This is a genomic window from Mycobacterium sp., from assembly GCF_052144515.1.
In the GTDB taxonomy this organism is placed as follows: domain Bacteria; phylum Actinomycetota; class Actinomycetes; order Mycobacteriales; family Mycobacteriaceae; genus Mycobacterium.
In genome coordinates, this window is record NZ_JBKQQD010000260.1 from 21,859 (window position 1) to 33,444 (window position 11,586).

Here is an 11,586-nt window from a genome sequence, read left to right on the forward strand (position 1 = left end):
CCGCTGGCGCGCCCAGCTAGCTTGACCGAATATTTGTTCAGCTCCAGATCGGGACGTATCGGTCGTCGGCGGGATGCCTCGGGGGTGGCTCCGGCTCGGCTAGTCGGGCTAAAAAAACCACCCCGCCCCCAGAGCGCCCAATGCGTTGGTTGACAATCGACGCAGAGACTTAGTGTCGAAGGAGACCTAATCATGGCTGAAGCCGTCATTGTCGAGGCTCTACGTTCACCGGTCGGCAAGCGCAACGGCGGGCTATCCGGCGTGCACCCGGCCGACCTGTCCGCGCAGGTCCTCAACGGTTTGGTCGACAAGGCCGGCATCGACCCCGGGATCGTCGACGACGTGATCTGGGGCTGCGTCATGCAGGCCGGCGAACAAGCCCTCGACATCGGCCGCACCGCGCTGCTGACGGCGGGATGGCCGGAGACCGTTCCGGGCGTGACCGTGGACCGCCAGTGCGGCTCAAGCCAGCAGTCCATCCATTTCGCCGCGGCCGGCGTGGTGGCCGGGCACTACGACGTCGTCGTGGCCGGCGGTGTGGAGTCGATGTCGCGGACCCCGATGGGGGCGTCGCTGGCCAACGGCGGGCGGCCGTACCCGCAGGCCTTCATCGACCGCTACGAGGGCCAGATTCCCAACCAGGGCCTCGGTGCCGAGATGATCGCCGAGCAGTGGGGGCTCGACCGCACTGCGCTCGACGAGTTCTCCCTGGGTTCACACGAAAAGGCCGCTGCTGCACAGGATTCCGGTGCCTTTGACGACCAGATCGTCGGCATCAAGGACCAGGACGGCAATCCCGTCCTCAAAGATGAAGGCATCCGGCGCGGCACCCCGATGGAAAAGATGGCCTCGCTCAAGCCGGCGTTCAAGGAGGACGGCGTGATACACGCGGGCAACTCGTCGCAGATCTCCGACGGTTCAGCGGCAATCCTGTTCATGTCCGCCGAGAAGGCTAAGGAACTGGGGCTCAAGCCGATCGCCAAGGTGCACACCGCGACATTGGCCGGGGCCAACCCGGTAATCATGCTCACCGCGCCCATCCCGGCCACCCAGAAGGTGCTGAAGAAATCCGGCCTGAGCATCGGCGACATCGGGGCTTACGAGGTCAACGAGGCGTTCGCGTCGGTGCCGCTGGCGTGGCTCAAAGACATCGGCGCCGACGAGAAGAAGCTCAACCCCAATGGCGGCGCCATCGCGCTCGGCCACCCGCTGGGTGGTTCGGGGGCGCGCCTGATGACCACGCTGCTTTATCACATGCGGGACAAGGGAATTCGGTACGGTCTACAGACGATGTGTGAGGGCGGCGGGCAGGCCAACGCCACCATCGTGGAGTTACTGTGACGAACGCCGACACCGACCAGCCGGCGGTGCTGGTCGACCGCTCCGGCAACGTCATGATCATCACGATCAACCGGCCTGAGGCCCGCAACGCTGTCAATGCCGCTGTGAGCATCGGCGTGGGGAACGCGCTGGAAGAAGCGCAGCACGACCCCGACGTGCGCGCCGTGGTGATCACCGGCGCAGGCGACAAGTCGTTTTGCGCCGGAGCCGATCTCAAGGCGATCGCGCGCCGGGAAAACCTTTACCACCCCGACCACGGCGAGTGGGGCTTCGCCGGTTACGTGCAGCACTTCATCGACAAGCCCACCATCGCCGCGGTCAACGGCACCGCATTGGGTGGGGGGACCGAATTGGCGCTGGCCAGCGACCTGGTGGTGGCCCACGTGTTGGCCCAATTCGGGCTGCCGGAGGTCAAGCGCGGGCTGGTCGCCGCTGCCGGCGGTGTTTTCCGGATCGTGAACCAGCTGCCGCAAAAAGTGGCGATGGAGCTGCTGTTGACCGGTGAGCCGCTGACTGCCTCCGACGCCTGGGAATGGGGCCTGATCAACCAGGTGGTCAAGGAGGGCTCGGTCCTGGATGCGGCCCTGGCACTGGCTGCGCGCGTCACCGTCAACGCACCGCTGTCGGTGCAGGCCAGCAAGCGCATCGCCTACGGGGTCGACGACGGCGTCATCACGGCCGAGGAGGCGGGCTGGCAGCGCACCATGAGCGAGATGCGCTCCCTGATCAAGTCCGAGGACGCCAGGGAGGGACCGCTGGCGTTCGCCGAGAAGCGCGAACCGGTTTGGAAGGCACGCTAGATCGTCAGTGCGCCAGGATGTTCACCGCGCGCCCGAACGCCTTGGGTAGCAGTGCGCTTGCCGGTACGACGGCACGCCGGACCACGCGCGGTGTGGTGGCCAGCACCAGCCCGCGGGTGAGCAGCCGGTAATTGCGGGTAACCCGGTGCCACGCCGCCTCATACGACGACGGTGCGTCGTCGACAATGGCGTTGATCACCGCGCCGGCTTGCTTCACGGCCAGGCTGATGCCTTCGCCGGTCAGGGCGTCCTCGTACCCCGCCGCATCGCCCACCAACAGCACACGTCCCGCGACCCGGCGCGAAACCACCTGCCGCAGCGGGCCGCAGCCGCGTGGCTGCCCGTGGCTGGCGCCCCGCAGATGTTCGGCCAGTCGCGGGAACCAGGCGAGGTCGGGTCGTCCACTCGACAGGATCGCGACGCCGACCAGGTCGGGTTCGACCGGCGTCACGTACGCCTCACCCCAACGGGACCAATACACTTCGACGAACTCCGACCACACCGGCACCCGGTAGTGCCAGCGCACCCCATAGCGCCGCGGCGTTCCGGCCGTCGCTTTGATTCCGACGGAGCGCCGGACCGCTGAATGCAGCCCGTCGGCCGCCACCAACCATTTCGCACGCACGCCCGCGGCCGTCACCCCGTGCGCGTCTTGCTGGACGCTGGTCACCCGCGTCCGGATCCATTCGGTGTCTTGCTCTTTGGCGCGCGCCGCCAGCGCCGCATGCAACGTGGTGCGGCGCACGCCCCGGCCCGGCCCGTTGCGAAACCGCGCTTCGGCGCGCTGACGTTCGCTCACATAGGCGATCCCACGGAAGGGCATGCCGGCCGGGTCCACGCCGAGGGATATCAGCTCGGCCAGGCCGCCGGGCATCAGCCCCTCGCCGCACGCCTTGTCGATCGGGCCTTCCCGCGGCTCGGCCACGATCACCGAAAGCCCGTGCCCGCGGGCGTGTAGCGCCGTTGCGAGACCCGCAGGCCCGCCGCCGACAATCAGCAGGTCGGCGTCGTAGGTCGTCATGTGTAACCCAGCGCTTCGTTCTCCACCCGCAGGCGCACCGACAGCAGCAACGCGTTGGCGAGTGTGAAAGCGGTTGCGGTCAGCCACGCGGTGTGCACCAGCGGCAGTGCGAACCCTTCGGCCACCACTGCAACATAGTTCGGGTGGTGCAGCCAGCGGTAGGGGCCCTGCCGGACCAAAGGTGCATCAGGCAGCACGATTACCCGAGTGTTCCACCGGGGGCCCAGTGTTGTGATACACCACCAGCGCAGCGCCTGGCTCAGCGCCACCACCACCAGCATCGGCCAGCCGAGCCAGCCGATGAACGGGCGGTGCAGCGCCCACGGTTCGACGACACAGCCAACTAGCAGCGCGGTATGAATGGCCACCATCACGCCGTAGTGCAGGCGGCCAAACTCCTTGCCGCCGTGGGCAAAAGACCACGCGGCGTTCCGCTTGGAAACCACCAGCTCCATCAGGCGTTCGATCCCGACCGCAAGGATCAGCAGGTAATACATGGGTCTACTATCTCCCGCCGACACTTACCAGGCCAAAAGGACCAGCTCGGAGCAGAACGCCGGGCCCATCGCGATCATCAGCCCGATCGAACCCGCGGGCGGCGGATCGGCCATGTTGGCCCGAAGCACATCCAGCACCGACACCGAGGACAGGTTTCCGTTGTTGCGCAAAGAGTTTCGCGTGTGGTCAAGCGCAGACCCGGGCAGGTCCAAAACATGCTCGACCGCCTCGATCACCCGGGGGCCGCCGGGGTGACAAACCCAGGCGGTCACGTCTTGGGGAGTTAGGCCATGGTCGGCGAGGAACCCACGGACGTCTTCGCCCAGGTATTTCTCGGTCACGGTGGCGACATCGACCGACAAGACGATCCGGAAGCCGTCGCTGCCGATCTTCCAGCCCATGACGTCTTCGGTCTCGGGGTAGATGCGGCTGCGGGTCGCCAGCACCCGGGGACCGGCTGAATCTCCGGCGGCTCGGGCGGCCCCCTTGGTGATGACAGCCGCGGCGCCGTCACCGAACAGGCTGCTAGCGACCAGGTTGGCCACCGAATTGTCTTTGCGCTGAATGGTCAGCGAGCACAGCTCGACCGCGATCAGCGCGGCTACCTGGTCGGGATAAGCGCGCAGGTAGTCGTGCATGCGCGCCGTGCCGGCCGCACCGGCGACGCAGCCCAGGCCGAACAGCGGGACGCGTTTGACGTCCTGGCGCAGCCCCACCCGCGCGGCCAGCCGCGCCTCCAGTGTCGGCACGGCCAGGCCGGTGACCGTCGTCGAAAAGATGATGTCGACCTCCGACGGCCTGACCTTCGCCTGGTCGAGCGCTTGCAGCAGCGCCTGTTCGGCCAGGTCGAGGGCGACGTCGATGTAGGCGTCGTTGGCCTCGGTGAAGCCGCTCAGCTGGCTGTATCGCGCCAGCGGCGGAGCGGTGTTTCGGAACTCGACCCCACTACTGAGCGCGAATCGCCGAAACTCCGGGCCGGCGAAATCGGTCAGCGCCCCGATGGCTTCCTCTTGCGTGTACCGGTTTGACGGGAACTTAACAGCAACTCCTGCGACGAACGGATCTGCGACGGGCGCCGGTGTTTTTACATCAATCCGCGTCACACCAAGCCGCGCCGAATCCCCCCCTGTGAACGTATTCATGTAGTGGGTTACGTTGCTGCCGCCGGATGGGTTCAAACCAGGGTGGGCGGGCACCTACGATGGCGGCCATGGCTGCGCCGCTGATCGTCTCGATTCGAGGACACACGCCTCAACTACACGCCGAATCCTGGGTCGCGCCCAACGCCAGCGTGATCGGACAGGTCATCCTGGCCGCCAGGGTCAGTGTCTGGTACTCGGCGACGCTGCGAGCGGAGGCCGAGCAGATCGAGGTCGGGTTCGGGAGCAACCTCCAAGACGGGGTGACCGTGCACGTCGACAAGGAATTCCCGGTGCGCATCGGCTCCGGGGTGACCGTGGGCCACAACGCTGTCGTGCACGGCTGCACTGTCGAAGACGACGCGCTGATCGGCGCGGGAGCGGTCGTCCTCAACGGCGCGCTCGTCGGCGCCGGCGCGCTGGTGGCGGCCGGCGCGCTGGTCCCGCAGGGCATGGTGATACCGGCCCGGTCGTTGGTGACGGGCGTGCCCGGCCGGGTGCAGCGCGAGCTCAGCGCGGCCGAGGTCGCCAACAACCGGTACAACGCCGAGGTGTACAGGCGGCTGCTCGACTTGCACCGCGCTTCAAGCGGCTGACGCCGGGAAGTTTGGGTTCGCCCCCGCCGGGCTAGGTTAGGGTGTGCGGATTCTGGTAACCGGTGCTACCGGCTATGTGGGGTCGCGCCTGGTCACCGCGTTGCTTGCCGACGATCACCAGGTCGCGGCCGCCACCCGAAACCCTGCCCGCCTCAAGCGTTTCGGTTGGTTCGACGATGTCGTACCGATCGAACTCGACGCGTCGGATGCGGCGTCGGCGCAGGGCGCATTTGCCCTGTCCAGGGACACCGCGGGCCCGGTCGACGTGGTCTATTACCTAGTGCACGGGATCGGTCAACCCGGCTTTCGCGACGCCGACAAGACCGCGGCGGCCAACGTCGCAGCCGCCGCCCGGGATGCCGGTGTGCGACGCATCGTCTACCTGGGCGGTTTCGTGCCCCACGACGAGGCGCTGTCCGAGCACCTGGCAAGCCGGGCCGAGGTGGCCGAGGCGCTGACGGTCGAGGGCGGCCCGGAACTGGTGTGGCTGGGCGCGGCGATGATTTTCGGCTCCGGGTCGACGTCGTTCGAGATGATGCGCTACGTCGGGGACCGGTTCCCGGTGATACCGGCGCCGGGCTGGATGTACAACCCGATGGATCCGATCTCGATCCGCGACGTGTTGCACTACCTGGTGGCCGCGGCGGACGCAGACCTGGTTCCGGCGGGCGCTTACGACATCAGCGGCCCCGAAACCACCTCGTATCGGGAGCTGCTCAAAACATACGCGTGCATCTCCGGCAGGTGGCAGACGGCGGTGCGGTTGCCGGGGATCGGCACCGGGCTGGCCTCACTGGTGACGGGTCTGGCGCTGCCGGTGCCGCAGGGACTGGCCGGCGATCTGGTCGAGTCGCTGGACCACCCGATGCGAGCATCCGGCTCCGGCCTGCGCGATCTGGTGCCCGACCCGCCCGGCGGCCTGCTCGGGGTGGAGGAAGCCATCACGCGGTCTCTGGAAGGCCAGTCGGGCCATCCGCCCCCCGTCAACGCCCTGGCCGATCCCCATCACCTCGCGGATACCGACCCGGTGTGGGCCGGCGGTGACGCGTTGCGCATCCGGCGGCTGGCCCGGGCGGTGACCCCACCCGTCGCGCGGCCCACGCTGGGCCTGGTGAACATGGTTCCCGGCCCGCTCGCCGGCGCGCTGCGGACCGGCCTAGACTTCCTGGTCACCCTCACCCCGAAGGCCCATCCTGCATGAGCGTGAGCCAGACCACCGGTCCGTACCGCGCCAGCGTTTACTCCGAGCTGCGCCGCGCGATCACCAATGTCGCCGTGCCACATCATGAATCGCCGGCGGTCGTGTTGCGCCGGCGCATCGTCGTCGCCGTCACGCTGGTGATCGGCGTCGCGGTACTTGGGTTTTCGCTGCGGCGTCACCCCGGCGACTCGAACTTCTATTGGCTGACACTGGTGCTGGCGGCCGTGTGGATCGGCGGGGCGTGGCTTTCGGGGCCGCTGCACCTGGGCGGCATCTCCTGGCGCGGCCGCAACCAGCGCCCGGTCATCTCGGGGACGGGCATCGGCGTGCTGCTCGGCGGCGTCTTTGTGCTGGGCGGCCTGTTCGCCAGAGAGATTCCGAGCGTGTCGGCCTTGATCAGCCGGGTCCTGCAATTCGCCCACCACGGATCGTTTTCACTGGTGGTGCTGATCACCGTGGTCAACGGGGTCGCCGAGGAGTTGTTCTTCCGCGGCGCGCTCTACACTGCGCTGGGCCGGCGTCACCCGCTGGTGGTCTCGACCGTCGTTTATGTGGGCGCCACGATGGCCAGCGGGAACCTGATGCTCGGCTTCGCGGCGATCATTCTCGGGACCATCTGCGCATTGGAGCGCCGGGCAAGCGGCGGCGTGCTGGCACCCGCACTGACCCACTTTGTGTGGGGTCTGATCATGGTGCTCGTGTTGCCGCCGATGTTCGGGGTCTGACGCCGGCCGACCCGACAGCCGACCGAACTATGTCGCGCGCCAGCGCCGACAGCGCGACGGCACGGAATGGCCGCAGCAAGAACCAGTACAACCGGCCCACGATGCCGATCGGCACGAAAATCGCCCGCTGCGTGTACCTGCTGCCGCCGCCGACGCGCGGTGTGACCGTCACTTCCAACCACGCGTTGCCCGGTGACCGTTTTGTGGAGCGCAGGAGCAGGGTGGCGGGCTCGTGCCGCGCCACGCTCCACCGGCTACTGCTGTTCGCGGTGTTCTCGGCCGCCTTCCAGACGTCGTCGGGCCGGGCGGCGGTCACCGCAGTCCGCACGGCGGTGTGAACGATCTGGCCGGCCCAGCTTGGGTCGCTGGGCAGCAGCTCTGCCGGCCGCGACTCCAACGACGCCCAGGTGGTAGCAGGAGGGCCGGGCGCGGCGCGGTTCAGTGCCAGGGTGACCGCGCGGCGGTAGTCGGTGAGCCCGCCCGGGGGCGGCTCGATGATGGTGTCGATGTCGGAATTGCGCATCACCGCATCGCATTCCAGCGATTCGATGAGCGGGCGCGCCAGTCCGGTGGGAATCGGGGTCACGGTCCCAACCCACAGGCTGGCAATCGTCGGCGTCAAGAACGGCAGCACGATCAGATAGCGCTTGCGCAATCCGGCGACCTCGGCATAGATCCGCATCATGTCGCCGTACTCCAGCACGTCCGGTCCGCCAATATCCCAGGTTCGCGACGACGGCAGCGACGCCGTCGCCGCGGCGACCAAATAGTGCAGCGCGTCGCGCACCGCGATCGGCTGGATCTTGTTGTGCACCCATTTCGGCGTGGTCATCACCGGCAACCGGTCGGTGAGGTGCCGGATCAACTCGAAGGATGCCGACCCCGAACCGATAACGACTCCGGCTTGCAACACGACGGTCTCGATGCCGGAGTCGATGAGGGCCTCACCCACGGCTGTGCGGGACTGGAGATGGGTCGAAAGTGCGGTGTTTTCCGGATGCAGCCCGCTGAGATAGACGACACGTCGCACCCCAGTGCGTCGAGCGGCAGTCACGACGTTGCGCACGGCGCGGTCTTCCTCCGTGGCGAAATTCTTCGCCGATCCCATCGAATGGACCAGGTAGTAAACGACGTCAATGCCGTCGAACGCCGAGGTCAGCGAGTCGACATCAGTAAAGTCACCGCGCACCACCTCGGCCCGCCCGCGCCAGGGCACGTCTGACAGCTTCGTTGGGTTGCGGGCCAACGCGCGAACGTGATGGCCCTCGTCCAGCAACCGCGGCACCAGTCGGGTGCCGATATAGCCGGTCGCACCCGTCACCAGGATGCGGAGCACTGCAGCCGACATCGATTCTCCATTTCTCGTTGTCAGTGATTCGGACCTGACGCAAGGAAGGATTGCCGGTTTCGCCGGGTAACGCGCTCAGGAATCGGTGAACACCGGGGCGCGCTTTTCCTGGAATGCCTTCGTGCCCTCTTTGAGGTCGTTGGCTCGCAGCAGGCCCGATTGGCCTTTGAACTCACGCTCGAGCGCCGGCTCCAATTCGGTCAGGGTGGTCGCGTTGATCGCGTCCTTGGTCTTGGCGAAGGCCACCGCGGGGCCCGCCGCCAACCTCGCGATCACCTTGTCCACCTCGGCGTCGAAGTCGTCGGCCGGGTAGACCGCGCTCACCATGCCCCAGGACAGCGCCTCGGTTGCCGGTAACCGCTCCGGCAACAGCGCCATCCGCATCGCCCGGATGCGGCCGACCGCGGCGGCCACCAAGGCCGACGCGCCGCCGTCGGGCATCAACCCGATCTTCGTGAACGCAAGCATGAAAAACGCTTTGTCAGAAGCCAATACGACATCGCAGGCCAGGGCGATGGACACGCCGACGCCGGCCGCCGGTCCCTGAACGACGGCAACCGCCGGGTGCGGCAGTGCGACGATCGCCCGGATCAGGCGGTTGATCTCCAGGATGATTTCGTCGGGCGGGACCCCGCCGCTGCCCGACATGTCGTCGGCGCTGATGCCCGCCCCGGAGCTGAAGCCGCGGCCCGCGCCGCCCAGCCGCACCACCTTGACTCCCGGGTCGGCGGCGGCCTGTTCCAGCGCGTCGGCGATTCCGGTGATGACCGGGATGGTCAGCGAGTTGAGGCTGTCGGGTCGGTTGATGGTCACGGACAACACGCCGTCGGTCAGCGTGACGTCGAGACCTGCGACTGGTGCAAGGGAGGCGATTCCCGAATCCGGCATGATGCTCAGACTAGGTGACCGGGATGCGCGGCCGTGCGCGGCGGCTGCGAAGATGCGAACGGCTTCCTCAGCAGGCGGGAAGCGGATGGAACGCGGACTGAAGGGCGAGATCATGGCGGGACCGTTGGATGGGCTGCGCGTCGTCGAGTTGGCCGGCATTGGACCGGGTCCCCATGCCTCGATGATCCTGGGAGATCTGGGCGCCGACGTGGTGCGCATTGATCGGCCCTCAAGCAGTCCGGGCGGAGTGGTGAAAGACGCCATGAGCCGCAACCGGCGCATCGTCACCGCCGACCTCAAGTCCGACGCGGGCCGCGAACTGGTGCTCAAGCTCATCGCCAAGGCCGACGTGCTGATCGAGGGCTACCGGCCCGGCGTCACCGAGCGGCTGGGCCTGGGGCCCGAGGACTGCGCGAAGGTCAACGAGCGGCTGGTCTACGCCCGGATGACCGGCTGGGGACAGACCGGCCCGCGCAGCCAGCAGGCCGGCCACGACATCAACTACATCTCGCTCAACGGCATACTGCACGCCATCGGCCGGGTCAACGAGCGGCCGGTCCCGCCGCTGAACCTGGTCGGTGACTTCGGCGGCGGCTCGATGTTCCTGCTGGTCGGCATCCTGGCGGCGCTGTGGGAGCGGCAGACCTCCGGCAAGGGGCAGGTCGTCGACGCGGCGATGGTCGACGGCTCCAGCGTGCTGATCCAGATGATGTGGCAGATGCGTGCGTCCGGGATGTGGTCCGACGAGCGTGGCACCAACATGCTCGACGGCGGCGCGCCCTATTACGACACCTACGAGTGCGCCGACGGCCGCTACGTCGCCGTCGGTGCGATCGAGCCGCAGTTCTACTCGGCCATGCTGGCCGGGCTGGGCCTGGACCCTGCCACCTTGCCGGCGCAGAACGACGTCACCCGCTGGCCCGAACTGCGGGGCGTGTTCACAGACGCGTTCGGCGCCCACGACCGCGACCACTGGACCAAGGTGTTCGCCGACTCCGACGCCTGCGTGACGCCGGTGCTGGCATTCGGCGAGGTCCAGAGCGAGCCGCACATCACCGAGCGGCACACCTTCTACGAAGTCAACGGCGGCCTGCAGCCGCGGCCGGCCCCGCGGTTCTCACGCACGGCCCCCGAGACGCCGCGCTCGGCGGCGGCGACCGACGTCGAGGCGATACTCGGCGACTGGGTATAGTCCCCAACCAACAGGTTGGTCGATAGGGAAGGACTGGCATGGAGATCAAGGACGCCGTAGCGGTCGTCACCGGCGGCGCGTCGGGCCTGGGCCTGGCTACCACCAAGCGGCTGCTGGACGCCGGGGCGCAGGTGGTGGTGCTGGACCTGCGAGGCGACGACGTGGTCCGTGAACTCGGGGATCGCGCGCGTTTCGTTCAGGCCGACGTCACCGACGAGGACGCCGTCGCCAACGCGCTGGACGCGGCTGAAGCGATGGGCACGCTGCGCATCGTGGTCAACTGCGCCGGCACCGGCAACGCCCTCCGGGTGCTGAGCAAAGACGGCGTGTTCCCGCTAAAAGCCTTCCGCAAGATCGTAGACATCAACCTGGTCGGAACCTTTAACGTGCTGCGGCTGGCCGCCGAGCGGATCGCTAAGACCGAACTGATCGGTGAAGAACGTGGCGTCATCGTCAACACCGCCTCCGTGGCGGCCTTCGACGGCCAGATCGGGCAGGCCGCCTACTCGGCGTCCAAGGGCGGAGTGGTCGGTATGACGTTGCCGATCGCCCGCGACCTTGCCAGCAAGGCGATCCGGGTGGTGACGATCGCCCCCGGTCTGTTCGACACCCCGCTGCTGGCAGGTCTGCCCGAACCCGCCAGGGAGTCGCTGGGCAAGCAGGTGCCGCATCCCTCGCGGCTGGGCAACCCCGACGAGTACGGGGCACTCGCGGTGCACATCATCGAAAACCCGATGCTCAACGGTGAGGTCATCCGCTTGGACGGCGCCATCCGGATGGCGCCACGCTGATCAGGCAACAGGGCGGACAAACGGAAAGCCCCCCGCGGCGCGGGGG

12 protein-coding genes are annotated in these 11,586 nt (G+C 67.7%); 7 read left to right on the top strand and 5 right to left on the bottom strand.

Going from position 1 to position 11,586, the window contains the following annotated elements:
* Positions 1–192 precede the first annotated feature (192 nt).
* The gene (locus tag ACLP9N_RS17450) at positions 193–1,341 is read left to right on the top strand and encodes a thiolase family protein (RefSeq protein ID WP_442408597.1); all 1,149 of its coding nucleotides are present in this window, start codon (positions 193–195) and stop codon (positions 1,339–1,341) included.
* Positions 1,338–2,141 (top strand): crotonase/enoyl-CoA hydratase family protein, encoded by an 804-nt coding sequence (locus tag ACLP9N_RS17455; RefSeq protein ID WP_442408598.1) that lies wholly within the window; start codon positions 1,338–1,340, stop codon positions 2,139–2,141. Before ACLP9N_RS17450 ends, ACLP9N_RS17455 begins: the two co-directional genes overlap by 4 nt.
* Positions 2,142–2,145: 4 nt before the next feature.
* Here ACLP9N_RS17455 and ACLP9N_RS17460 read toward each other — a convergent pair whose 3' ends face one another.
* The 3 genes from ACLP9N_RS17460 to ACLP9N_RS17470 are packed head-to-tail and all read right to left on the bottom strand — an operon-like array spanning position 2,146 to position 4,802.
* Positions 2,146–3,162: an NAD(P)/FAD-dependent oxidoreductase gene (locus ACLP9N_RS17460; RefSeq protein WP_442408599.1), complete on the bottom strand. Its 1,017-nt coding sequence runs from the start codon at positions 3,160–3,162 to the stop codon at positions 2,146–2,148.
* Positions 3,159–3,659: an isoprenylcysteine carboxyl methyltransferase family protein gene (locus ACLP9N_RS17465; protein WP_442408600.1), complete on the bottom strand. Its 501-nt coding sequence runs from the start codon at positions 3,657–3,659 to the stop codon at positions 3,159–3,161. The genes ACLP9N_RS17460 and ACLP9N_RS17465 overlap by 4 nt, the downstream gene beginning before the upstream one ends.
* 24 nt (positions 3,660–3,683) lie before the next feature.
* Positions 3,684–4,802, bottom strand: a complete 1,119-nt coding sequence (locus ACLP9N_RS17470) for a type III polyketide synthase (protein ID WP_442408601.1) — start codon at positions 4,800–4,802, stop codon at positions 3,684–3,686.
* A 68-nt stretch (positions 4,803–4,870) separates the two neighbouring features.
* Between ACLP9N_RS17470 and ACLP9N_RS17475 the strand changes: the two genes are divergently transcribed.
* Genes ACLP9N_RS17475 through ACLP9N_RS17485 form a run of 3 tightly spaced genes read left to right on the top strand, consistent with a single transcriptional unit; the run spans position 4,871 to position 7,321 of the window.
* The gene (locus ACLP9N_RS17475; protein ID WP_442408602.1) at positions 4,871–5,395 is read left to right on the top strand and encodes a gamma carbonic anhydrase family protein; all 525 of its coding nucleotides are present in this window, start codon (positions 4,871–4,873) and stop codon (positions 5,393–5,395) included.
* A gap of 43 nt (positions 5,396–5,438) precedes the next feature.
* Entirely contained in the window at positions 5,439–6,596 is a 1,158-nt protein-coding gene (locus tag ACLP9N_RS17480) for an NAD(P)H-binding protein (protein ID WP_442408603.1), read from the top strand.
* A 2-nt stretch (positions 6,597–6,598) separates the two neighbouring features.
* The gene (locus ACLP9N_RS17485) at positions 6,599–7,321 is read left to right on the top strand and encodes a CPBP family intramembrane glutamic endopeptidase (RefSeq protein ID WP_442408608.1); all 723 of its coding nucleotides are present in this window, start codon (positions 6,599–6,601) and stop codon (positions 7,319–7,321) included.
* Here the strand turns inward: ACLP9N_RS17485 and ACLP9N_RS17490 are convergent.
* Positions 7,284–8,669: a DUF2867 domain-containing protein gene (locus tag ACLP9N_RS17490; RefSeq protein ID WP_442408604.1), complete on the bottom strand. Its 1,386-nt coding sequence runs from the start codon at positions 8,667–8,669 to the stop codon at positions 7,284–7,286. The two genes, ACLP9N_RS17485 and ACLP9N_RS17490, sit on opposite strands and share 38 nt — an antisense overlap.
* A 75-nt stretch (positions 8,670–8,744) precedes the next feature.
* A complete protein-coding gene (locus ACLP9N_RS17495) occupies positions 8,745–9,557 on the bottom strand; it encodes an enoyl-CoA hydratase (protein ID WP_442408605.1) in 813 nt (270 codons plus the stop codon).
* A 112-nt stretch (positions 9,558–9,669) separates the two neighbouring features.
* Here ACLP9N_RS17495 and ACLP9N_RS17500 point away from each other — a divergent pair, with 112 nt between their 5' ends.
* Both ACLP9N_RS17500 and ACLP9N_RS17505 read left to right on the top strand, forming a co-directional pair.
* Positions 9,670–10,749, top strand: a complete 1,080-nt coding sequence (locus tag ACLP9N_RS17500) for a CaiB/BaiF CoA transferase family protein (protein ID WP_442408609.1) — start codon at positions 9,670–9,672, stop codon at positions 10,747–10,749.
* Between the two features lie 38 nt (positions 10,750–10,787).
* Positions 10,788–11,540: a 3-hydroxyacyl-CoA dehydrogenase gene (locus tag ACLP9N_RS17505; protein ID WP_442408606.1), complete on the top strand. Its 753-nt coding sequence runs from the start codon at positions 10,788–10,790 to the stop codon at positions 11,538–11,540.
* Positions 11,541–11,586: the final 46 nt, after the last annotated feature.

Excerpts from the sequence above, each read along its gene's own strand:
- ACLP9N_RS17475 (WP_442408602.1), top strand. The coding sequence starts at position 4,871 with ATGGCTGCGCCGCTGATCGTCTCGATTCGAGGACACACGCCTCAACTA.
- ACLP9N_RS17465 (WP_442408600.1), bottom strand. The coding sequence starts at position 3,659 with ATGTATTACCTGCTGATCCTTGCGGTCGGGATCGAACGCCTGATGGAG.
- ACLP9N_RS17500 (WP_442408609.1), top strand. The coding sequence starts at position 9,670 with ATGGCGGGACCGTTGGATGGGCTGCGCGTCGTCGAGTTGGCCGGCATT.
- ACLP9N_RS17470 (WP_442408601.1), bottom strand. The coding sequence starts at position 4,802 with ATGAATACGTTCACAGGGGGGGATTCGGCGCGGCTTGGTGTGACGCGG.
- ACLP9N_RS17505 (WP_442408606.1), top strand. The coding sequence starts at position 10,788 with ATGGAGATCAAGGACGCCGTAGCGGTCGTCACCGGCGGCGCGTCGGGC.
- ACLP9N_RS17490 (WP_442408604.1), bottom strand. The coding sequence starts at position 8,669 with ATGTCGGCTGCAGTGCTCCGCATCCTGGTGACGGGTGCGACCGGCTAT.
- ACLP9N_RS17495 (WP_442408605.1), bottom strand. The coding sequence starts at position 9,557 with ATGCCGGATTCGGGAATCGCCTCCCTTGCACCAGTCGCAGGTCTCGAC.
- ACLP9N_RS17450 (WP_442408597.1), top strand. The coding sequence starts at position 193 with ATGGCTGAAGCCGTCATTGTCGAGGCTCTACGTTCACCGGTCGGCAAG.
- ACLP9N_RS17460 (WP_442408599.1), bottom strand. The coding sequence starts at position 3,162 with ATGACGACCTACGACGCCGACCTGCTGATTGTCGGCGGCGGGCCTGCG.